Source organism: Paenibacillus sp. JGP012 (assembly GCF_014203995.1).
Classification (GTDB): Bacteria; Bacillota; Bacilli; order Paenibacillales; family Paenibacillaceae; genus Paenibacillus; species Paenibacillus silvae.
The window spans coordinates 336,725-358,658 of the sequence record NZ_JACHKG010000003.1; the positions used below are offsets into that span (position 1 = coordinate 336,725).

18 protein-coding genes are annotated in these 21,934 nt (G+C 47.4%); 9 read left to right on the plus strand and 9 right to left on the minus strand.

Features of this window, described 5'->3' with window-relative positions; translation table 11 throughout:
- The first annotated feature begins 64 nt into the window (after positions 1-64).
- The gene (uidA, locus tag HNR77_RS06255) at positions 65-1,864 is read left to right on the plus strand and encodes a beta-glucuronidase (protein WP_184181778.1); all 1,800 of its coding nucleotides are present in this window, start codon (positions 65-67) and stop codon (positions 1,862-1,864) included.
- Between the two features lie 291 nt (positions 1,865-2,155).
- Here uidA and HNR77_RS06260 read toward each other — a convergent pair whose 3' ends face one another.
- The 3 genes from HNR77_RS06260 to HNR77_RS06270 form a co-directional block, all read right to left on the minus strand.
- Positions 2,156-2,893 carry an AAA family ATPase gene (locus tag HNR77_RS06260; protein ID WP_311768585.1) on the minus strand — a complete coding sequence of 246 codons (738 nt, stop codon included), beginning with the start codon at positions 2,891-2,893 and terminating at the stop codon, positions 2,156-2,158.
- Between the two features lie 99 nt (positions 2,894-2,992).
- Entirely contained in the window at positions 2,993-3,514 is a 522-nt protein-coding gene (locus tag HNR77_RS06265) for a DinB family protein (RefSeq protein WP_184181924.1), read from the minus strand.
- 1,271 nt (positions 3,515-4,785) lie between these two features.
- A complete protein-coding gene (locus HNR77_RS06270) occupies positions 4,786-5,583 on the minus strand; it encodes a helix-turn-helix transcriptional regulator (protein ID WP_184181782.1) in 798 nt (265 codons plus the stop codon).
- A 221-nt stretch (positions 5,584-5,804) separates the two neighbouring features.
- On the opposite strand from HNR77_RS06270, the gene HNR77_RS06275 reads away from it, so the two are divergent.
- The gene (locus HNR77_RS06275; RefSeq protein ID WP_184181784.1) at positions 5,805-7,226 is read left to right on the plus strand and encodes a family 43 glycosylhydrolase; all 1,422 of its coding nucleotides are present in this window, start codon (positions 5,805-5,807) and stop codon (positions 7,224-7,226) included.
- 120 nt (positions 7,227-7,346) lie between these two features.
- On the opposite strand, the gene HNR77_RS06280 is transcribed toward HNR77_RS06275, so the two are convergent.
- Positions 7,347-8,255, minus strand: coding sequence for an AraC family transcriptional regulator (locus tag HNR77_RS06280; RefSeq protein ID WP_184181786.1), 909 nt, complete (start codon positions 8,253-8,255; stop codon positions 7,347-7,349).
- Between the two features lie 184 nt (positions 8,256-8,439).
- On the opposite strand from HNR77_RS06280, the gene HNR77_RS06285 reads away from it, so the two are divergent.
- The 4 genes from HNR77_RS06285 to HNR77_RS06300 all read left to right on the plus strand — a co-directional run bounded on the left by HNR77_RS06285 (position 8,440) and on the right by HNR77_RS06300 (position 14,586).
- A complete protein-coding gene (locus HNR77_RS06285; protein ID WP_184181787.1) occupies positions 8,440-9,318 on the plus strand; it encodes a fumarylacetoacetate hydrolase family protein in 879 nt (292 codons plus the stop codon).
- Between the two features lie 39 nt (positions 9,319-9,357).
- A complete protein-coding gene (gene gucD, locus HNR77_RS06290; protein ID WP_184181790.1) occupies positions 9,358-10,821 on the plus strand; it encodes an alpha-ketoglutaric semialdehyde dehydrogenase GucD in 1,464 nt (487 codons plus the stop codon).
- A 17-nt stretch (positions 10,822-10,838) separates the two neighbouring features.
- Positions 10,839-12,899, plus strand: coding sequence for a YjhG/YagF family D-xylonate dehydratase (locus HNR77_RS06295; RefSeq protein ID WP_260410347.1), 2,061 nt, complete (start codon positions 10,839-10,841; stop codon positions 12,897-12,899).
- A gap of 97 nt (positions 12,900-12,996) precedes the next feature.
- Complete coding sequence (locus tag HNR77_RS06300) at positions 12,997-14,586, plus strand: glycoside hydrolase family 43 protein (RefSeq protein WP_184181792.1); 1,590 nt, start codon at positions 12,997-12,999, stop codon at positions 14,584-14,586.
- A 122-nt stretch (positions 14,587-14,708) separates the two neighbouring features.
- Here HNR77_RS06300 and HNR77_RS06305 read toward each other — a convergent pair whose 3' ends face one another.
- Positions 14,709-16,283 (minus strand): FAD-dependent monooxygenase, encoded by a 1,575-nt coding sequence (locus tag HNR77_RS06305; RefSeq protein ID WP_184181794.1) that lies wholly within the window; start codon positions 16,281-16,283, stop codon positions 14,709-14,711.
- A gap of 119 nt (positions 16,284-16,402) precedes the next feature.
- Here HNR77_RS06305 and HNR77_RS06310 point away from each other — a divergent pair, with 119 nt between their 5' ends.
- Together HNR77_RS06310 and HNR77_RS06315 are read left to right on the plus strand one after the other, a co-directional pair.
- Positions 16,403-17,041: a TetR/AcrR family transcriptional regulator gene (locus HNR77_RS06310; protein WP_184181796.1), complete on the plus strand. Its 639-nt coding sequence runs from the start codon at positions 16,403-16,405 to the stop codon at positions 17,039-17,041.
- 31 nt (positions 17,042-17,072) lie between these two features.
- Positions 17,073-17,426, plus strand: coding sequence for an SH3 domain-containing protein (locus HNR77_RS06315; protein WP_184181798.1), 354 nt, complete (start codon positions 17,073-17,075; stop codon positions 17,424-17,426).
- On the opposite strand, the gene HNR77_RS06320 is transcribed toward HNR77_RS06315, so the two are convergent.
- Positions 17,421-17,990, minus strand: coding sequence for a GNAT family N-acetyltransferase (locus HNR77_RS06320; protein ID WP_184181800.1), 570 nt, complete (start codon positions 17,988-17,990; stop codon positions 17,421-17,423). The two genes, HNR77_RS06315 and HNR77_RS06320, sit on opposite strands and share 6 nt — an antisense overlap.
- A 69-nt stretch (positions 17,991-18,059) precedes the next feature.
- Entirely contained in the window at positions 18,060-18,950 is an 891-nt protein-coding gene (locus HNR77_RS06325; RefSeq protein ID WP_397366261.1) for a LysR family transcriptional regulator, read from the minus strand.
- A 123-nt stretch (positions 18,951-19,073) separates the two neighbouring features.
- Here HNR77_RS06325 and HNR77_RS06330 point away from each other — a divergent pair, with 123 nt between their 5' ends.
- The gene (locus tag HNR77_RS06330) at positions 19,074-20,237 is read left to right on the plus strand and encodes an MFS transporter (protein ID WP_184181804.1); all 1,164 of its coding nucleotides are present in this window, start codon (positions 19,074-19,076) and stop codon (positions 20,235-20,237) included.
- Between the two features lie 129 nt (positions 20,238-20,366).
- Here HNR77_RS06330 and HNR77_RS06335 read toward each other — a convergent pair whose 3' ends face one another.
- Both HNR77_RS06335 and HNR77_RS06340 read right to left on the minus strand, forming a co-directional pair.
- Positions 20,367-21,518, minus strand: a complete 1,152-nt coding sequence (locus HNR77_RS06335; RefSeq protein ID WP_184181806.1) for an ABC transporter permease — start codon at positions 21,516-21,518, stop codon at positions 20,367-20,369.
- The gene (locus HNR77_RS06340; RefSeq protein ID WP_184181808.1) at positions 21,502-21,924 is read right to left on the minus strand and encodes an HlyD family secretion protein; all 423 of its coding nucleotides are present in this window, start codon (positions 21,922-21,924) and stop codon (positions 21,502-21,504) included. Before HNR77_RS06340 ends, HNR77_RS06335 begins: the two co-directional genes overlap by 17 nt.
- Between the last annotated feature and the right edge of the window lie 10 nt (positions 21,925-21,934).

Sequence of the window (21,934 nt, forward strand, 5' to 3'; positions counted from 1 at the left end):
GATATACAGTGAAAGGAGGTAGAGCAAGGATACCTTTTTAAAAGAGAATGAAGGAGATGTTCATATGTTATACCCTATACTTACCGAGACTCGCAATGTGATCGATCTGAACGGAATATGGAATTTCAAACTCGATTCAGGCCAGGGATTTCAGGAAAATTGGCAACAGGAAAAGCTCAAAAATACTCTATGCATGGCTGTACCTGCTTCATATAATGACATTGGAGTAAATGCAAAAATTCGTGATCACGTGGGCTGGGTGTGGTATGAGCGAGACATCACCATTCCGGATTTGTTAACCAGGGAGAGAGTAGTTTTACGGTTTGGTTCGGTCACTCATGCTGCAAAAGTGTATGTGAATGGCGAATTTGTAGTGGAGCACAAAGGCGGATTTCTGCCTTTTGAGGCTGTGATTAACCCTTATCTGCAAAGAGGGAAAAATCGGTTAACCGTTGCTGTCCATAATGTTGTGGACGAAACAACCTTACCCGTCGGTTCAGTCGTTGAGAAGCACGTAGCCGGTGTAGGGAAGGTCGTGCAGAACCTGCCTAATTTCGATTTTTTCAACTACGCCGGTCTTCACCGTCCCGTCAAAATATACACCACCCCTGCAACTTACGTCCAGGACGTCACCATCGTTGCTAAATTGGATGGACAGGTTGATTACGCAATCAAGATTGACGGTTCGGCAGCAGTTAAAGCGAAAGTGAAAGTACTGGACGAATCAGGAGCGGTTGTGGCAGAATCTGCAGGTGCATCAGGTCTGGTACACATTCCAGACGTCAGATTGTGGGAGCCGCTGCATGCCTACTTGTACACGCTTCGTGTTGAACTGGAAACGGAATCTGAAAATGAAACCGTAGATGTCTATGAACAGCCATTCGGGGTGAGAAGCGTTGAGGTAAAGGAAGGCAAGTTCCTCATTAACAACAAACCGTTCTATTTCAAAGGATACGGCAAACATGAGGATACCGCGATGCATGGCAGAGGTTTTGATGAAGCAGCCAACGTGCTCGATTGTAATCTGATGAAGTGGAGTGGGGCGAATTCATTCCGCACCGCGCACTATCCATATTCGGAGGAGATGATGCGGCTGGCCGATCGGGAGGGCTTTGTTGTTATTGACGAGGTGCCCGCAGTGGGTATGCATCTGAACATGCTGGTTCTCCATCGCGGCGGGGTATTGAAAAATACGTGGGATGAACTGGAAACGTTTGAACATCATCAAGACGTGATTCGGGAGCTTATTCAGCGGGATAAAAATCACCCCTGTGTTGTCATGTGGAACATCGCTAACGAGCCTGCTTCAGAAGAAGAGGGCGCCTACGAATACTTCAAACCGTTGGTGGAGTTAACCAGAGCATTAGATCCGCAGAAGCGTCCAATTACGATTGTCACTCAAATTGAATCGTCTCCGGAGAAGGATCAGATTGCAGAGCTGCTGGATATGCTCACCTTCAATCGTTATTACGGATGGTATGTGGATGGCGGGGAACTGAACCTGGCAAAACAGAAACTACGCGCTGAACTCAATGGTTGGCTAAAAAGATGTCCACACACACCTATGATGATGACAGAGTATGGAGCAGATACCGTTGCCGGATTACACGATGTCGAGCCCGTTATGTTTACTGAAGAGTACCAGGTTGAATTCTACAAAGCCAACCATGAAGTGTTCGATGAGTTTCCACAGTTTGTTGGAGAACAGGTTTGGAATTTTGCTGATTTCGCAACCAGTCAGGGCATCATTCGAGTGCAGGGCAATAAAAAAGGCATTTTCACACGCGATCGTAAACCAAAGGCAATTGCACATGAACTTAAAAGACGCTGGACAAGTATCCCGGATTTCAACTATAAGGGTTAAAAAGAAGTATACACAATAGGGTACAGTAGAATTAAGAGGAATAGAGGAAGAAGACAGCTCATCATATAAAGTGGCTGTCTCTTTCTCATGGAAATAGAATAAAAATATAATAGGGGATTTAGTATATCATTTATATCACTCGCTGCTTCAAGGGTATAACGCCTCGCTGAGTGACAGGAATTGATCAAAGCAAAGACCTACCCGCGTATATCGCGTCAAAATTGCTGCTCATGCTCTTCTTTTTACATTATCCCTTATTCTTCGTTGCAGGTTTGCTTATGCATGTGCCCTTTATCCCTCAGAGTCAGCTTCCTCAAATAACTGTTGGAGCATCTTATCCTTGTTGTTCAGAAATTGCTTCATGATCTGATAATGATCGGTTTCCTCCAACGTCTGGAGCTCGATGCCTTCTGAACTCAGATTATAGATCTGTGAATCCGGGTACGCCATTAAAATAGGGGAATGGGTGGCAATGATGAATTGTGAGTTTTGCTGCACCAGTTCATGAATGCGAGCGAGCATAGCCATCTGGCGAAGCGGTGACAAAGCCGCCTCGGGCTCGTCCAGAATATACAGACCATGGCCCCCAAAACGATGTATAAACGTAGCAAAAAAAGACTCTCCATGAGATTGCTCATGTAAAGATTTTCCCCCGTACGAATCTTTTATCGGAGGTCCATACGAAGGCTCGTTGTCCAATTCATCGATCGTTGTCGCCAGATTATAATAACTTTCAGCCCTGAAAAAGAAGCCGTCCCTGGGACGCCGAGCCCCTCTGACCAGTTGGATATACTGAAACAGATCAGAATGCGTGGCCCGGGTAGAAAATGAAAAATTCATCGTTCCGCCTTCGGGATTAAATCCCCAGGACACAGCAATAGATTCCATCAACGTAGACTTGCCCATTCCATTTTCACCGACGATATACGTGACCTTGGGGTGGAAATCCAGCGTATGTAGATGTTGAATCACGGCCAAGTCAAACGGATATTGATTAAAAGCAGCAATTTGATCACGCTTCAGCCGAATCTGGCTTAAATAAGATGCAGATAAGTTCAACTGGCTTCACTCCAGACGATAGAATAGATGGGCTGTTGTCGTCGTTCTCACTTCTATACTGCCATTGCGTTATACACGTACTTCATAACGATCACGAAGAACAGATAAATGATGCAGCTCATGTCCAGTGATCACCCAGGCAATTGCACGAGCCGTAGTCGAGTAATCATTTACGACACCTGTGCGCAGCCATGCTTCAGGACTGAGGCGGCGAAGCATGAGCAGGGTGGAATGCCGAACAGCTTCATATTCTTCTGCCAGATCGGCCACTGTATACGAGTCAAATGGATGACTTCCCATCAGTGTGTCCTGATCATATCCCGGAAGCGATGTCATATCACCTCTCGCAACCCGAAGCAAGCGACCGCTCATAATACGTTCATTGTCAATAAGATGGCCGAAAACCTCTTTAACACTCCATTTCCCTTCGGCATAGCGGTAATTCGCTTGATCCTCAGTCAAGGATTGAAGAGCTGCAATCACTTGTTTAGCTTGCTTCTCAAGCAGTTCCAACACATTGCCTTCAGGAACCTGACGAATGTATCCTTCATAAAAGGAAGCATATTCTTGTGGCTCAGGTCTTTCGTTCATGTGGTTGTTGTTCATATTCATGCTATAACCCCTTTAAGTAGAATTGATTTTTGTTTATTTTACCATTAATCAAGTTAGAACCCCAGCGCACATCACATTGATAGCATGATATTACAGTTAGAGTCCCGCCATGGTTACAATATTGGTGCACAGTTCCGTTTTGACTCTGGTTCGGATTTAACCCTTCATTTATCGGAAACTCCAATGGATTACTTTCTCCAATTATCGGATTTACCCGCCAAACACCGATTTATCAGCAGCCTTTCTCAGAAGAACCTACCTATCTAGCTATCTACCTGCTCTAACGAATCCAGATGAGCTTATTGGAGTGATTTGGAGCGTGCTGGAATTGTAACGAATCCTACAAACCTTATTTTGCTGAAATCGCAGAATAAACAACCTTTTTCCCACCAAATGCCGAAGAATAGGGTCCCCTCGATTCGTTAGAATTGAAAAACGCATAAAATCGACCAAATAGCGTTACCTGAGATCGTTAGAGGAAATAGAGCTCTTTGCAGCATCGGCGGAGCTTGTCAGTCTTGAAAGGAGCAGGTTTAAAGGAGCGAGCTCTAGTGGTGCATTTTTACAGATTCGCATTATAATATACAGATCACGGTCAATAACATTTTTCTGAAAGGAGGGATCGACATCATTACGCTGACGGAAGGCTACATTATTATTTTTGGATCTATTTTTCTATTCATTCTGATTTATATAGGAATTCCGGCTATCCTGATCTTTACAACCTATATGACGTTCCAAAAACGCAAAAAGCTGAACCAACCGACAACTCTAAACCAACTGAATCACCTAAACAATCCAGATAGCCCGAACAACGTGGACCACCTGAACAACGTAGACAAATTAGATAACCCAAACCATGTAAATCTAGACAATGCTGACAATCCAGATCTTCTATACAAACCTAAGCCTTTTCACCAATACAAAGTTAAACCCTAGCAAGCAGCAGACTTTCCAACGTGAGACCTATGATAAAAAAATTCTTAACCCCAGATACATAATCCACCACCAAGCCGCCGTTAATTCGGTGGTTTTTTCATTTTACAGAATTCAGCATAAGCTGATTCGTATGAAAAGCATATGAGGATTGATCAAAAAACCATCAGTATATATCATTGCATCTGAATGCTCGATAGCTTACCCTGAATTTATAAGTAAACGCTACCATCACATAATCAGAGAGGATCTGAACATAGGCTGAGCGTAAATACAAAATGAAATAACCTTCAAATGTCTATTTCGTCATTGAACTATTTATCAAGATTGGCTCTGGCCGTCAATACGTTGACGCTCTGCTGCTTGAACCGCTTGGGTGATACCCCTGTGATCTGTTTAAACTGTCTGCAGAAATGCTCCACATTGCGATACCCGCAGCGGTCAGAGATTTCGGCTACCGAGTAGAGGTGATGCCTGAGGTATTCTTTGGCTAAACGAATGCGGCTGTGGATGACATCATCCATACACGATACACCAAAGGATTTCTTATAAATCAGCTGCAAATACCCTGGACTGATACTCATCGTTTTGGCCATAGCCGCAACCGTCCATGGGTGACCGGGATTGTTGTGAATCGCCGTCCGCAGTTTCATTAGAGGATAATGCTGCGGGCCAATATTCTCAAGAACACAGGACTCCAGCAGCTTGTTAAACAGCGTTCGAAGCAAGAAATCCATCGAGGATTCCTGGTAATCCTTCTTGAAAGAATGCTCTGTAACCAGTAACTGAAACAGCTTGTGACAATATTCAGGATCATCTAACGGGAAAGGCTTCCCGCGCGGGATGCGGCTTTCGGTGATATAAGGCTCATCACTATGCAAACGAATCCAATCATTTACATACTGCTCCGCACACGCACGATAATAGATTTTCTGATGGGGTGGATATAAAACAGCGTGATGGGGCGGATATTCCTTCAGCTCACCATCTACCCAGAACTGTGCTGCCGTCTTTGTGATGACCAAAAGCCAGCAATCATGCCCTTCGGGCACATCAAACACAAACCCACTGTGATGTACCGCATCATGCTCAACGTAAAAAATAATATTCATTGTTCTTCACCTTTACTATGCAAGTTGTGGAATAGATGATCTTGGACACCTTTACTCCTGCTTTCTAAAATATGGTTACTCCTGATTTCTATTATACGGTTACTTTTGCTTTCTATTAAACGGAAGTTTGTCTCAAACGCTCGGTAAATACAATCATCTATTTTCATCTATACCTTTTCATCAATATTTTCAATATCTTTTCAATAAGGAGTGCATCTCGAATGAAAAAGCAAGCGTTTAATCCCTACCTCCCGGCGTGGGAGTATGTTCCTGACGGTGAGCCTTACGTATTTAACGACAGAGTATATGTGTACGGGTCGCATGACCGTTTTAACGGGCATGTGTTTTGCCTGAACGATTATGTATGCTGGTCTGCACCAATAGACGATCTTGGTAACTGGCGCAATGAGGGCGTCATTTATCTGAAAACAGATGATCCGCTGAACCCGGACGGCCATATGTGTCTGTACGCGCCCGATGTAACGGTAGGGCCGGACGGACGATATTATCTATTTTATGTGCTGGATAAAGTGCCGGTTGTTTCCGTTGCCGTGTGTGATACACCCGCTGGTAAATATGAATTCTATGGTTATGTAAAATATGAGGATGGCACCCGTCTCGGAGAACGAGAAGGGGATGAGCCGCAGTTTGATCCGGGTGTACTGACGGAAGGACAACTGACTTATCTGTATACCGGCTTCTGTGCACCTGGAGATCGTTCCAGACACGGCGCCATGGCAACCGTACTTGGCCCGGACATGTTAACGATTGTGGAGGAACCCGTTTTCATCGCACCAAGTCAGCCGTACAGCGAGGGCAGTGGATTCGAAGGACATGAATTTTTTGAGGCACCTTCGATTCGCAAGAGGGGGGACCTCTACTATCTCGTTTATTCCTCGATTGTGATGCATGAATTATGCTACGCCACCAGCATATCCCCAACGGCAGGTTTTGAATACGGGGGCGTAATTGTGAGTAACTGTGATCTCCACATCGATACCTACAAACCGGCCGATATGCCGATATATTACGGAGGCAACAATCACGGCAGCATCATCGAAATGAATGCAGACTGGTATATTTTCTATCACCGGCACACGAATGGAGATGCATTTAACAGGCAGGGTTGCATAGAGAAAATTTCATTTCAAGAGGACGGATCGATTCCCCAGGTGGAGATGACCTCTTGTGGCGCCAATGGAGGCGCACTTGAGGGTAAAGGACAGTATCCTGCACACATTGCATGCAATCTGTTTACTCGTGATGAACAAATATACACCGGGGGTTTCGGTGCAGGGGCCTGGCTGGACAGTCGCTTTCCGAAAATTACACAGGACGGCAGAGACGGTGATGAAGAGATCGGGTATATTGCCAATATGGTTGATTCAGCAACAGCAGGCTTTAAATACTTCCATTGTCATGGCATTCGCCAGGTTACCCTGAGGGTAAGAGGATACTGCAGCGGAGCTTTCGAGGTGAAAACCTCATGGGACGGCCCGGTTCTGGGAACCATCCCGGTTCACTTTACCAATGAATGGAAGGCTTACACCGCGCCAATCACCATCCCGGACGGCACACAAGCATTGTATTTTACTTATAGAGGAAATGGCGGAGCAAGTCTTGCTTCATTTGCCTTGGATTAAGATGTTAGGCGGAATTCTAAAAATGCCTCAGGAGAAGCGGTTACACGCCTTTTCCGGCATGTGATGTATATCTGCATCATCTGATCGGTGGATAGCAGCTATTGGAGAGTCAATCGTCCATTAGCTGCTTTTTTCATGCTCTGCCTGCTGTGAATGGCTGCGAAACTCGCTTGGTGCAATGCCCGTCCACCGCTTGAATTGACGACTGAAATGCGCATTGGTCTTATATCCCAGCATCATGGCAATATGGTCGATCGTCAGGTCTGTCTGTTTAAGGAGCCGCTGTGCTTCGTTCAGAAGTGTCTCGGATAAAAATTTGCGTGGCGGCTGACCATAGATTTCGCGAAAAATCCGATTCACCTGAGATGTGCTCATATTCAGCGATTTGGCGATATCCTGAATCCATGTACGGTTATTCTCCTGAATCTCGCCATGAAGATGAATGTAGTTTACTGAGTCCTCGATGTGCTCCGCGATCTGATGGGCAATGATTTCTTTTCTGGATAATGTAACGGAGGCGTGATCAGATAACTGTCCAACCAGCGAGCCAAGCAGCTCAAATACGGCAGCATGCACCTTCATCTGCTTGGAGGAGGATAATGAATCGGACAAATGCTCCGTAGACAGCTCATATAATGCAGACAGGGAGGCCGATAGTCCCGAGGCCAGATTGGAAGCAGCCGGATAATAGATATCATTACAACGGTTGAGCTCCCGGCAGAAGGATGTATCATGCACACTGAAATGCACTGAAAAATAACTGAATCCCTCTGGCCCTGCGCCTGTACAGGAATGGGTCATTCCAGGGCGGATGAACAACAGGTCACCTTTGGACTGTTTGTAAAGCTGCCCATTAACCACCATATCCATCTGACCCTCCATCATCCAGTGTATTTCGTACATCGTGTGCTCGTGAGATGGATAGGTCCAGTTCGAATCTGCCTTTCGGGCATGCAGACCCATGAGTTGAAAAGACATGCGAACATCAGGAAGACGGCCCAGATACATCGCTTCCGCATGTTTGGTCATACCAGCTCAGCTCCTTTTTCAAGTTTCATCTGGAACGATTTGTTCAACACATAACCTTATCTTACCAGAAAAATAATGCGTGAAAAGGGTAACTCTTTGGATGGATTAGAGCATCGTCATGAGACATCCATGATGCTAAGGTATAATTATCAACCCGCCAAGGGAAAACAGGGGGCACGCTTACATGCGAATTATTCGATTTCTGGATGGAGAACAGAAGTGGCTTGCAGCGGTTACGGATGATGAACAAGCCTATCGTTTGCCACAAGCCGATTTCATCACACTAATCCATCAGTCCAGAGAGCAGGGGGTATCTCCAGTACAGCTTGTTGAAAGCGCTCTTAAACCCGTGAACCGTTTGACAGAGGATTGGACATCCCTGCATTTTATTAATCCAATTGACGCACCGGAGGTGTGGGCTGCGGGTGTGACGTATCAGCGAAGCCGGGAAGCGCGGAATTATGAAGCGACAGACGGCAAGCTGGATGCGAACACCTTTTACGATAAGGTCTACGATGCAGAACGGCCGGAAATCTTTTTCAAATCAACAGCTGCCCGGACCGTGGGACCTAATGAAGCCGTAACACTCCGCAGCGATTCCACCTGGCAGATTCCAGAGCCCGAGCTCGGGCTGGTAATTACCGCTGATGGCAGCATTGTGGGATACATCGTTGGAAATGACATGAGCTGCCGGGACATCGAGGGTGAAAATCCGCTGTATCTGCCGCAGGCCAAAATATGGCGCAGCTCCTGCGCTATAGGTCCAGCTATACGTTTGGCAGAAACGGTAGCTAATCCTTATGATCTTGACATCGTCTGCGAAATTTATCGCGATAGCAAGGTTGTGGTGAATAGTGAGGCCAGTACAAGCGAATTAAACCGGAAGCTGGATGAGCTGGTTTCCTTTTTGGCAAGAGACAATGATTTGTTTGACGGAACAGTGCTGCTGACAGGTACAAATATCGTACCGCCTAACGATTTTACACTACAGCCAGGAGACCGCATTGAAATTACAATCAGCGGCATCGGCACACTGGTGAATCCTGTTATTTCAAACCAATAATCGATGAATTCGAATAAATGAACAGGGAGGATGAGCGCAATGGGTTTTCAGTTAGAGCAGACGTATAACAATTTTATTAACGGTGAATGGGTAAAAGCAGGTTCCGGCCAGACCGAATCCAGCCTTAATCCGGCGAATCGCAAAGAAATTGTAGGTTATGTTCCAGCCTCTGGTGTGGAGGACCTGAATCAAGCTGTGGCAGCAGCCAAAACGGCAGCCAAAGCATGGCGCAGGTTAACTGGCGCGGAACGCGGAAATTATCTGTTTCAGGCTGCCAACGTACTCGAACGTCGGGCAGATGAAGTAGCCGAAGCGATGACAAGGGAGATGGGGAAGACCTTCCCTGAAGCCAAGGGAGAGACGATGCGCGGCGTTGCGATTCTCAGGTATTACGCAGGAGAAGGCATGCGCAAAACAGGTGATGTTATTCCGTCAACGGACAGCGAAGCCCTGATGTTCACAACTCGTGTACCGCTTGGTGTGGTAGGTGTGATTGCGCCATGGAATTTTCCGGTGGCGATCCCGATCTGGAAAACAGCGCCTGCGTTGATCTACGGCAATACCGTTGTACTCAAGCCAGCTCAGGAAACGGCGGTTACCGCAGCCAAAGTAATAGAATGCTTTGAGGAAGCGGGTCTTCCAGCAGGAGTTCTGAACCTGATATGTGGTAAAGGTTCCGTTATCGGTTCCGCGCTGGCAGAGCACCCGGATGTTAATGGCATCACATTCACCGGCTCCAATGAAGTCGGTAAACGGGTTGGTGCGGCAGCACTCGCTCGGGGCGCCAAATACCAGCTTGAAATGGGTGGTAAAAACCCGGTGATCATTGCCGCAGACGCTAATCTCGATCTGGCTGTAGAAGGAACGATCAGTGGAGGTCTGAAATCAACAGGGCAAAAATGTACAGCGACCAGCCGCGTTATTATCGAACGAAAAATATACGATGCTTTCAAGGAAAAGCTGCTGTCACAGGTTCAGGAGATTCGTTTGGGAGACGGCATGTCTGCTGGCAGCTGGATGGGGCCGTGTGCAAGTGAAGCGCAGCTGAACACCGTGCTGAGCTACATTCAGAAAGGACAGGATGAGGGCGCAGTTCTGCTTGCTGGGGGAAAAAGACCAGACAATCCCGAGCTTGCAGCAGGCTTTTATGTAGAACCGACCGTATTTGAAGGTGTCGAATCCCATATGTCTATTGCCAGGGAAGAAATTTTTGGTCCGGTGCTGGCCTTGATGCCCGTCGACTCCATTGAGGAAGCGATAACACTTGCCAATGACAGCGATTATGGTTTAAGTGCTTCAATCTACACGCAGAACGTTGGTTCGATGCTCTCGTTTATCCGGGATATGGATGCAGGACTTGTCAGAATTAATGCAGAAACCGCGGGGGTAGAGCTGCAGGCACCGTTTGGCGGTATGAAAATGTCCAGCTCGCATTCCAGAGAGCAGGGACAAGCGGCTATTGAATTTTTCACCGCGATCAAAACAGTCTTCGTGAAATCATAACCTGCGGGGAGGGTATCATGTACGAACAGATCCTATCAATTATGCAGGGAAAAGCAGCTGTTCTGGAGGGAACGGCGTCTGAACAGGATGGAACAGTGCCCGAACTGAAGGGAACGGAGTCTGATCCAGAGAATAAGGCATCAGACCGCTACGAGATTACAGCTCACGCTTCAGGGCCAAATGGTCATCTGCCATTGACCGATGATTTGCTGCGTAATGCTCCAAGCGGTGACTTGTTCGGCATGTCCCAGAATGTTGGCATGGGCTGGAAGCCAGGAGAGCTAAATGGAAAACAGTTTCTTATTTTAAGCACACAGGGCGGTATTCGCAATGAGGACGGCAGCCCTGCAGCTCTTGGTTATCATACGGGCCACTGGGAGGTTGGGCTGCTGATGAAGGCAGCAGCAGAGGAATTGTGCAGCCATGGCGGCATCCCCTTTGCCGGTTATGTCAGCGACCCTTGCGACGGCAGATCACAAGGAACAACCGGCATGTTCGACTCGCTTCCGTATCGGAACGATGCGGCGATGGTCTTCCGCCGATTGATTCGATCTTTGCCCACGCGAAAAGGTGTGCTTGGTGTTGCAACCTGTGACAAGGGATTGCCCGCCATGATGCTTGCGCTTGCAGGTATGCCGCAGCTGCCAGGCGTGATCGTTCCGGGCGGTGTTACCCTTCCGCCTACGGATGGAGAGGATGCTGGCAAAATTCAGACTATTGGTGCAAGGTATTCGAATGGAGAGCTTTCACTGGAGATGGCATCAGAGCTGGGGTGTCGGGCTTGTGCTACACCTGGCGGGGGATGCCAGTTTCTAGGTACCGCTGCAACTGCGCAGGTTGTCGCGGAGGCTTTGGGCATGACGGTACCTCACGCCGCTTTGGCCCCATCAGGACAGCCGATCTGGACCGAGATGGCACGTCAATCCGCGCGCGCGCTCATGCATATGGAGAAGCAGGGTATGACGATGTCTGACATTATTACCGATGCTTCCATTCGCAATGCCATGGTTGTACATGCCGCATTCGGCGGGTCTACGAATCTGCTGCTTCATATTCCAGCGATTGCTCATGCGGCAGGGTTAACCCTGCCGGGTGTACAGGACTGGATTCAGGTCAATAAACAGGTGCCCAGACTGGTAAGTGCGCTGCCGAACGGCCCCGTCTTTTACCCGACCATTCGGGTATTTCAGGCCGGCGGTGTTCCCGAGGTCATGCTTCATCTCAGACGCCTGGGTCTGTTGGATGTCTCTGTACCGACCGTAACGGGCATGCCTTTGGATCACGTACTGGATTGGTGGGAATCGTCAGAACGTCGTCATGTCATGCGCAAGCAGCTGCAGGAGAGGGATGGCATTGATCCGGAAACCGTCATTATGAGTGCAGAACAGTCGAAGCATCTGGGGATTTCCTCCACGGTGACCTTTCCAACCGGAAATATCGCTCCAGAGGGCTCGGTTATTAAATCGACCTCCATCGACCCGGATGTTCTGGATGAGCATGGTGTATATCGTCACCGGGGCACTGCAAAGGTGTTTACCACCGAACGTGCAGCCATTCGTGCCATTAAAACAGGCGGGATTCAGGCAGGAGACATTATCGTACTGCTTGGACGCGGTCCTTCAGGCACAGGCATGGAGGAGACCTATCAGCTAACGTCTGCACTCAAACATCTGTCTTTTGGCAAATACGTCTCACTGATTACGGATGCAAGGTTCTCGGGTGTGTCCACAGGTGCATGCATTGGTCATGTTGGTCCTGAAGCTCTGGCGGGCGGGCCAATTGGCAAGCTGCGGGATGGTGATCTGATTGACATTGTAGTGAATCGAAGCACACTGGATGGAAGTATTAATTTTGTCGGAACAGTGGGCATGGAGGTAACCCCGGAGGAAGGATCCTTTATTCTGGCACAGAGATCGTTTCATCCGAATATGCGTGCAGATGAAGCGCTGCCAGATGATACACGCCTGTGGGCCGCACTTCAAGCGGTCAGCGGGGGAACCTGGAGAGGCAATGTGTATGATGTCGATCGAATTATCACCGCACTCGAAGCGGGTAAAAAAGCACTGGGTTGGCACTAAAAAAACAGGACCTGGACAAACAAGTCACTCTGGCATCGGTGCTCTGGCCTGTATATATTTTGGAACAGATATTACTCATGTACCGGAGGTTTCTTCAATGAATACGATCAATCCTGTGATCACCAATCCCGTTCTTCCGGGGTTTCATCCCGATCCCTCTATATGCAGGGCGGGAGAAGATTATTATATCGCTACATCTACGTTTGAGTGGTTCCCGGGTGTACGCATTCACCATTCCAAGGATCTCGTTCATTGGCGCGCAATGCCGTATCCGCTAACTCGTACGGCGCAGCTCAACATGGAGGGCAACATTAATTCAGGCGGCGTATGGGCGCCCTGCCTCAGTTATGATAACGGAATGTTTTATCTAATATATACCGATGTGAAGAGCCGGGTGGGTGCTTTTAAAGATACACATAATTACCTTGTCACCGCATCGGATATCGAAGGGCCATGGTCTGACCCGATTTATCTGAACAGCAGTGGTTTTGATCCATCCTTATTCCATGATGAAGACGGGCGCAAATGGCTGGTTAATATGATCTGGGATCACCGTAAAGGCAAAAATCACTTCGCAGGCATCGTGCTGCAGGAGTATTCAGTTCAGGAACAGAAGCTGATCGGACCAACAGTTAATATTTTCAAAGGGACAGAGCTGGGACTGACAGAAGCACCGCATCTGTATAAGCATAACGGCTATTATTACTTGGTCACCGCAGAAGGTGGAACGGGCTATGAGCACGCCGTTACCGTTGCACGTTCACGGACGTTACAAGGCCCTTATGAGGTTGACCCGGCAAACCCGATACTCACATCCAATGGCAGAACGGATTTACCCCTGCAAAAAGCAGGTCATGGCAGTCTCGTGGAAACACACACTGGTGAATGGTACATGGCACATCTCGTAGGAAGACCCGTGCAGGATAAGCACTGCATTCTTGGTCGAGAGACGGCTCTGCAGCGCTGTATCTGGAGTGAAGAAGGATGGCTGAAACTTGCTAACGGAGATCGTTATCCAGAGCTTCAGGTCGCTGCACCTAACGTAACACCGCATCCTTTTGAAGCGCTGCCCGATAAGGATCACTTTGATCAGACCGTGCTTCGAAACGACTGGAACACACTTCGCATCCCGCCTGACCCGTCGTGGCTTAGTTTGACGGATCGCCCCGGATACTTGCGTCTGTATGGTATGGAGTCGATGAGCTCTACGCATCGACAAAGTATGGTTGCCCGCAGACTGCAAACCTTTGAAGGTGAAGCAGAGACCTGCCTTGAGTTCGCCCCGGATCATCCACAGCAGATGGCTGGACTGATTCTTTATTACGATACTCAGGATTATCTCTATCTGCGAGTGACACATCATGAAGAGAAGGGACTGTGCCTCGGGATCATTCAATCCAGATATGGAGTGTATGATGAGCTTTTGGAGGAAGATATTCCACTGACGCAGGGGAATCGAATTCGTCTGAAAACGGTGATTGATCATGATCGTGCCTGTTTTTACTACAGCTTGGACGAGCATTCCTCCTGGATTGAGGCTGGTAAGTGGACGGATATTACGCATTTATGTGATGAATCTCCGGAGTACATTCGCTTCACCGGAACCTACATTGGGCTTTGTGTGCAGGATCTTGGCGGAACACGCAAGCATGCTGATTTTGATTATTTTCGTTATACCACATCTTAAAGACTAAGAAGAAGGCTCCCGTTATCTGGGAGCCCTTTTTAGACATCAGGAACTTTTAATCTATAATCTACTCATCTCAAGTGAGACTCGAATAATGGTTGTTTTATGAATAAAAGCCATGTTCAAATGAGTTCGAGTGATATTCTGGATTTGAAATATTCAAAGATCGCCGGGCTGTCATGGATGGAGGTGCGGAGTGCGATGTAACCATCGGGACGAATTAATATAAGTTCTTCGATGGCTACATCGTAAATTCGATAGGCATTTCCTGCTTTGTCGATTATATTTTCCACACCCTCCGCATACGATGGCAGAATGACATGTAGATGAATTTTGTCGTATGTGAGGTTCTCGAGAGGAAGGATATCTGCGGAGTCTACAAAAGCCAGAAGAGTCCAGTGGGGACCGCGAAACAAGTCAAAAAGACTTCCCGCAAACCCTGCACCCTGCAATCCCTTCGCATCAGGAGCACGATCGCCGGGCATCAAACGAGAAATATTCGTTTGATGAGATGGATAGGCAAGAGAACTCGACCGATAGGAAATGAGTAACCCGCTCGTCAAATCGTCGGAAACCGTACTTAACGATTGGGATAATGCTCCGCGCTCACTAGCCGTTCTGATGACTCCTCCCATCTTTTTGGTACTATCCTCAAGCACGGCTTGAGCCACAGGTCGGCGCTCCTCATCGTACGTGTCAAGCAAGGCTGCATCCGCTCCTCGCAGGACGGTGTCCAGCTTCCATCCCAGGTTATATGCATCCTGAATCCCCGTATTCATGCCCTGACCGCCGGCTGGCGAATGAACATGAGCAGCATCACCCGCAAGGAATACCCGGCCGTTACGGTAACTTTCAACCATGCGCACATTAATGCGGTAGATGGACAACCAGGAGGCTTCCATAAGCCGAACCCCCTTGCCACTCGCTCGTCGGTCAAACATAGCTTGGTACACTTCTAACGTCGGCTCATCCGGTTCCTTGATTTCAGCCGGAATTGTGGCCTGCAATTGCCAAATGTCGGATTTCGGCAATGGTGTCACCCCAACCATACCTTCCGAAGAAGTCCAGATATGAATATGATTACGGTCCAGCCCTTCCAAACGCACGTCACCAAGATACCATCGCTCATGATCGTGTGTTTCACCAACCAGCGGCAAATGAATAAACTTCCGTATATTACTTTTCCCCCCGTCAGCACCAACTACATAGCGAGCGTGAATCTGTTCTTCTCCTTGTGGCGTGTTCACAGTCACCACTACACTATGCCAATCCTGAACAAGCTCTACAGCTTCCTTCCCCATCTCAATTTGGCCGCCAAGCACCGAATATCGATTGCGCAATGCTTTTTCCACATCGAATTGAGCAATCCATAGTGGATCACGATAGGGGGTCTCAAGTTCAGCGCTGGCTGCAACTGTAATTGGCGGCTTATCTACAAACCCGCCATCTTCAGTGTAATAACGAACAGGCAAATCCACGACACCTGTGTCGATAATGTACTGAACAGCCTCCAAATCATCAATGATTTCAAGTGAGCGAGGTTGGATTCCTTTGGCTCGAGAGGCTGTGTTATACGAGATGCTTCGTTCAATAATACGATGATCAACGTTTCGACGGGCAAGGTCGCAAGCAAGTGTAAGTCCTGTTGGTCCTGCTCCGACAATAAGAACATCAACAAAAGACTGCATGGCTTTCATGGACAAAATCCTCCTTGATTCATATTTTAGTATGTCACAAATACTAAACTACACCGTGCAGTGTAGTTTGTAAAGTGGAACTTATTTTTGATAGTATATCTATAAGGGGGAACTTACGAATGGATATTACGGAAAACAAAAAAGTTCGCAAAGGCTCTTTAGACAAACGAGCTAAAATTATCGGGGCAGCCAGAGACCTGTTCCTTTTAGATGGATTTGATCGTTCCAGCGTCGATGCAGTGGCAGCAAAAGCAGGAGTTTCCAAACGGACCGTTTATGATTATTATGGTGACAAGCAGAGCTTGCTGCTTGCCGTTGTGGAAGAAACGAGCGGGGCGGTTCTCGAACTGATCAAACAAGGGATTGCAAACCATCTCTTCGAATTCGAGGATTTGGAGCAGGCACTTGTCACATTTTGCGAACAATTCGTGGCTTCTGCCAATGGTTCGTCTGATTACAGTGCTTTGATCCGTCTGGTTACGGTAGAAGCTGATAATCTACCAACCTCTTTTCTGGAAAAGCTGGATCATGCAACGGAAGAGGGGATTATCAGAAGGTTTACCGAGTTTGGAGAAACCGGATTGCTCCATGTAACTGATCCTGAAATGGCGGCAAAACACTTTGCTGCATTAACGTTTTTATTGGTATTTAATCAACCTAAAAAAAATGGGGCTTTGGAGAAAGAACAGACCAAACGTATCATCACTGAAGGTGTACGTGTCTTTCTTTGCGCTTATGGACATCATTCCATGATGTAGAATACAGCCTTGAATTATGGAGGGAATACATATGAAACAGTATAAAGTCATTCATACGCATCATTCGAATTATCCAGATCCGATTGTGTTGTGCAAGGGCGATGTGGTTCTGTACGGAAAAGAAGATACCGAATTCCCGAACTGGATTTTCTGTGAAGCAGTGCACTCCAAGAAGAAAGGCTGGGTACCAAAGCAAATCCTGAGTGCACCTGATGATAAACTGATGGCAAGGGTTCAACAAAACTATTCTGCACATGAATTGAATGTTACCCCGGGCATGATCGTTGAGAAGGAATCGGAGTTGAATGAGTGGAGTCTCGTATTCACTGCTGATGGGGAGAAGGGGTGGGTACCGAATAAAGTAATCACCCCATTGAAATTATAAACGATACGGCTTGTCTATCCATTCTGATCTTAAAACTGCATATTGATACTCATCTATCCACTGACCCTTGGACATGTAATTTTCGAGCATATGCCCCTCCTGTCTCATTCCTAATCGTTCAAGCACTCGAATGGATTTGGCATTACGCACATCGGCAAAAGCAATCACTTTATGTTTGTTTAGTGAGCCAAATACATAGTCAAGCAGGGCGCAAAGTGCTTCATGCATATACCCCATACCTTGGTACTCGGGGGCAAGTGTGAAGCCAAGCTCGACAATACGAGGTTCAGCTCCAAGGGTATGGATCGCACAATCCCCGATCAATTGATTATTCTCGGACAAGGCAATGGCGTATTGAAACCACGCCCCGGCCTGATCGGGGGATTGTGCCATTTGTTTGCTGACAAAGGCTTCGGCATCCTGGAGGGTGTAATTTTCCCAAGATTGAAAACGAGCAACCTCCGGATTAGCCCTGTATTGATAAAAAGCCTGTATATCCTGCATATTGAATGACCGAATAACAAGTCTCTCCGAAACCGCATACTCTTCGTTTGTTTTCTCCATCTATAAATCACCCTTTTACTTTAATAATCTTCGCTGTTCTCCGTAATGTTCAAACAGGCCTACTGAAGCTCAGTCTACTCTCGATTTAAAAAAGTCAATCAGCCATTCCATTAACTGCTGTTGAGCCTTGCTAATAAAACGGTCCGCATAATAAGTCAGCTCCATATGCCTGACAGGCACAGGTCCAGCAATCGGTATGGATACGATATCAGACCAGCCGGAATGCTGTTTCAGCAGATCTCTTGGCTGTATTGTGGCACCGATGCCTGCCGCAACCAGCTGCAGCAGGGAAGACGCAGACCCAACCTCCATAACTGTACTTAATTCCAAGCCATGTTCCCGGCAAACATCATCCACCAAATCTCTGCCCAAATATCCCTTCGGATACATGACAAGAGCATGCTCCGTCAGTTCTTCAAGAGTAATCTCATGTCTCTTCGCCAGCTCGCTTGAGGTATGAACAAACACTTCATACGGCTCACTGCCTAGCGGAATCTGTACCAGCCTTTTATCCACAGCAGCACGCAGACCAACCCCGAGATCGACTTGATGTGCCAGCACTTCATCCCTAACGTAGATGGTGGAGAAGGCCTGCAGTTTAGTGTCAGGATAGCGGGTTTTGAACTCAACAAAGAGCGGAACGAGCTGAAAATCAAGGTCAGAGGGTAATACAGCCAGACGCACGGTTCCACGTTTCTCGGATAACAGCTCTTTAATCGCATTCTTCGCATCCATCTCCGCCTGAAGCATTTTCATTCCGTATTGATGGAGAAGCCTGCCTGCCTCGGTTGCAATGACTTTTTTGCCGATCCGGTCAAAGAGAGGTGTACCCAACTCCGCTTCCAGCAGACGAATCTGCTGACTCAGCGTAGGCTGGGAAATGCCCAATTCTTCTGCTGCTTTTGTAAAATGAAGATGCTCAAATACGGCCATAAAATACGTAATATTTCGAGTATCTATATATTTCACCCCAATGAATAATAGTATTTTACTATCATAATAATACGAATTATTGGATTGATCAATGGAACAGGCGGGCTTATACTCAAAGTGACTTCAACAAGACTCAGGAGGAAGAACACGATGAAAAAAACATTCTTATTATTGGCGCTATCGATTGCGGCATTGAACCTGCGTCCTATCATTACTTCTGTAGCTTCAATGATGGGCATGATTCAGTCCGAGCTTGGGATAAGTGCATTAACAGCAAGTCTGCTAACAACGCTGCCTGTGCTGTGTATGGGACTGTTTGCCCCTGCTGCCACAGCGCTTAGTCAGCGGTTGGGTCTGGAGCGAACGCTTTTTATATCACTGCTGCTGATTACACTAGCGACTGCACTGCGCGGTGCAGATCAGTCCGTCACTATGCTTCTGGTTACCGCTTTTTCGGGAGGAATTGGGATCAGCTTCGCTGGCCCACTGTTATCCAGCTATATCAAAAAGTATTTCCCCGGCAGCCCCGGCATTGTCAGTATCTACTCCGTCTCCATGACGATTGGAGCAGCGCTGGCATCAGGGTTGACCATTCCGATCTATCATCAGGCCCAAAATAACTTAACACTCGCTCTGTCCTGCTGGACTGTGCTGGGAATACTTGCTTTGATGTTCTGGCTGCCACTTATTCGCAAAAAACAATCTTCCAGTAGCAGAATGCAGCGTCTTCGGCTGCCGCTGGGCAACAAAAAAGCGATTCGATTCACCTTGTTCTTCGGCTTTATGGCCAGCATGTTCTACAGCCTGACAGCCTGGATATCACCGATTGCTCTCAGCTTTGGATACAGTACACAAGATGCATCGATCCTGCTTACCTTGTTTACATTGATTCAAGTGCCTGCTGCGCTGCTCATTCCGAATCTGGTGAATCGCTCAGGCAAGCTCAAGCTGTGGCTGGTCTTGTGCAGCATTTCGGAACTCATTGGTCTAGCATTACTCTTATCACCAGTTCCCATGCTTCCAGCCGTACTTTTTCTCGGCATAGGTGCCGGTGGATTATTCCCTTTGGCCTTAATGCTGCCTATTGTAGAAACGCGTACGGCAGAGGAAGCGGGAACCTGGTCGGCCATGTCACAGATGGGTGGTTATACTATGGGTGCTTTCGGCCCGCTAGTTATCGGAGGGATTTTTGATCTGAGCGGACATTTCAACGCCTCGATCATTGCTATGCTGGTCATTGTAGTGCTGATGATCAGTGTACAGCTGTCCATGTCGATGGGGAGCAAAACGGTAGAAACACCTCATAAACTATGAGCTGTAAGCACTACAAAACTGATGATACGCCACCGTGTAACGAGTAGACTCCAGTGTACTTCAGCTTATATACAACAATCGCCGCCAGCCTGTCGTAGTAACAATAACAGGCTGGCGGCGATTTTCATGTTATACAGCAGCTTCAGCGTAGGCTTGGGATGACTGTTTCCGCAGCTCTCGCCGCAGGAATATCCCAATCCCTAGTGAGGCCAAACCTATGATGAGAATACAAGCTCCCAGCTCCAGGCTGTAAAAACCCAATTCACCGTGCCGGAAGGCCATTCCCCGGATTATGCGATTGAGCCAGTTCATCGGCAGAGCCCATGCAGTTACCTGGAAGAATGTCGGGAACGCAAGCGGTGTTAATTGAATACCGGTTACCAGAAATGAAGGGTACAGAATAATACTCATTCGTGCACCAACCTTGGACACATTTCGAACAGAGTAACCGAGCAACACTGCCAGCAAACATAATGCCATGGAATACAGCAGTAGAGGCACAACAAAGATATAAGGTGCTGCTTCAAATCGCATATGTCCTACCTGCTTTAACATCCCGTAACTGAGCAGGGAAGAGCAGGTACACAATAACGCGTAAGGCACAGCTCTGATCCAGAGATGGAAAGGCGAATCTCCCGCCGACATCAATTTTCCTTCCTGCCGAAGGCGGGGAGCAATTGCACCAGCCGCACCTGTCGTAAGCATCAGTATAATGATGTTTACAAAGCCAATCACCATTGTACCAACATAACTGGAGGTTGGATTATATAACATGCGTTGTGCCATAGATAGTGGGGACAACAGATTTCTGGCTGATTCCATGTCCATACCGCTTTCAGCAAGATGGGTTAGAGAAAGCGTCATATTTTCGGTCGTTATAATCTCCTGAATGGCAGGCCGAATCCCGCTCAGGCTGGAAGGCATCGTATTGTCCATCCAGATTCCAATACTTGAAGACAACCTCTTGTCTTTACGCTGCTGCAAGCCTTCCGGGATGTATATAACAGCCACAGCCTGCTCATTAGCCAGCAGCATATCGGGAGAGAGTCGATTGGCAAACACATTGGTGATATCCATATATTGAGATGCATTGATTTTCTCAATAAGTTGTCTCGAATAGGAGGAATGGTCCTCATCCACCACGACAACAGGTGTTTCGCTTAACTGATTTCGGGAGAACATAAGCCCGAAAAATACAGCAGCAATCAGAGGAGCAATGAAAATAACAATAATCCATTTACTCCCGCGTATGTGTTTCCACTCATCAGCCAGTGATTTCATCAACCCGCACCTCCGCTGTCATCCCGGGAAGCAGCTCTTTACTGGATGGAATGGATACTCGAATCAGGAACATACTCAAATCTGACTGCCCCTTATCCCGCGTCATGCGCAGGTTGGCGAACTGGGGAGAGGGAGTTACCGAAGTAATCACACCTTGCTTTACAAGAGGTTCTTCCAAATAAGGAAAATGAACATTTATCTTTTGCTGAGTACGAAACTGCTTAATCTGTGATTCCGGGATGTACAGGTCTACATAAAATGCTTCTGTCTCGGGCTCTGTATTCAAAATAGCTTGCTTTGTATTCTCAGCCTGACTCACAGCGTCTGTACCTGCAGCAACTAACAAACCGCCTGCCAAAATAATAATTACAGCTATGACCATATAAATTACCCATTTAAACTTCACAACGATCTCT

Excerpts from the sequence above, each read along its gene's own strand:
- uidA (WP_184181778.1), top strand. The coding sequence starts at position 65 with ATGTTATACCCTATACTTACCGAGACTCGCAATGTGATCGATCTGAAC.
- HNR77_RS06265 (WP_184181924.1), bottom strand. The coding sequence starts at position 3,514 with ATGAACGAAAGACCTGAGCCACAAGAATATGCTTCCTTTTATGAAGGA.
- HNR77_RS06270 (WP_184181782.1), bottom strand. The coding sequence starts at position 5,583 with ATGAATATTATTTTTTACGTTGAGCATGATGCGGTACATCACAGTGGG.
- HNR77_RS06275 (WP_184181784.1), top strand. The coding sequence starts at position 5,805 with ATGAAAAAGCAAGCGTTTAATCCCTACCTCCCGGCGTGGGAGTATGTT.
- HNR77_RS06280 (WP_184181786.1), bottom strand. The coding sequence starts at position 8,255 with ATGACCAAACATGCGGAAGCGATGTATCTGGGCCGTCTTCCTGATGTT.
- HNR77_RS06285 (WP_184181787.1), top strand. The coding sequence starts at position 8,440 with ATGCGAATTATTCGATTTCTGGATGGAGAACAGAAGTGGCTTGCAGCG.
- gucD (WP_184181790.1), top strand. The coding sequence starts at position 9,358 with ATGGGTTTTCAGTTAGAGCAGACGTATAACAATTTTATTAACGGTGAA.
- HNR77_RS06295 (WP_260410347.1), top strand. The coding sequence starts at position 10,839 with ATGTACGAACAGATCCTATCAATTATGCAGGGAAAAGCAGCTGTTCTG.
- HNR77_RS06300 (WP_184181792.1), top strand. The coding sequence starts at position 12,997 with ATGAATACGATCAATCCTGTGATCACCAATCCCGTTCTTCCGGGGTTT.
- HNR77_RS06305 (WP_184181794.1), bottom strand. The coding sequence starts at position 16,283 with ATGAAAGCCATGCAGTCTTTTGTTGATGTTCTTATTGTCGGAGCAGGA.
- HNR77_RS06310 (WP_184181796.1), top strand. The coding sequence starts at position 16,403 with ATGGATATTACGGAAAACAAAAAAGTTCGCAAAGGCTCTTTAGACAAA.
- HNR77_RS06315 (WP_184181798.1), top strand. The coding sequence starts at position 17,073 with ATGAAACAGTATAAAGTCATTCATACGCATCATTCGAATTATCCAGAT.
- HNR77_RS06320 (WP_184181800.1), bottom strand. The coding sequence starts at position 17,990 with ATGGAGAAAACAAACGAAGAGTATGCGGTTTCGGAGAGACTTGTTATT.
- HNR77_RS06330 (WP_184181804.1), top strand. The coding sequence starts at position 19,074 with ATGAAAAAAACATTCTTATTATTGGCGCTATCGATTGCGGCATTGAAC.
- HNR77_RS06335 (WP_184181806.1), bottom strand. The coding sequence starts at position 21,518 with ATGAAATCACTGGCTGATGAGTGGAAACACATACGCGGGAGTAAATGG.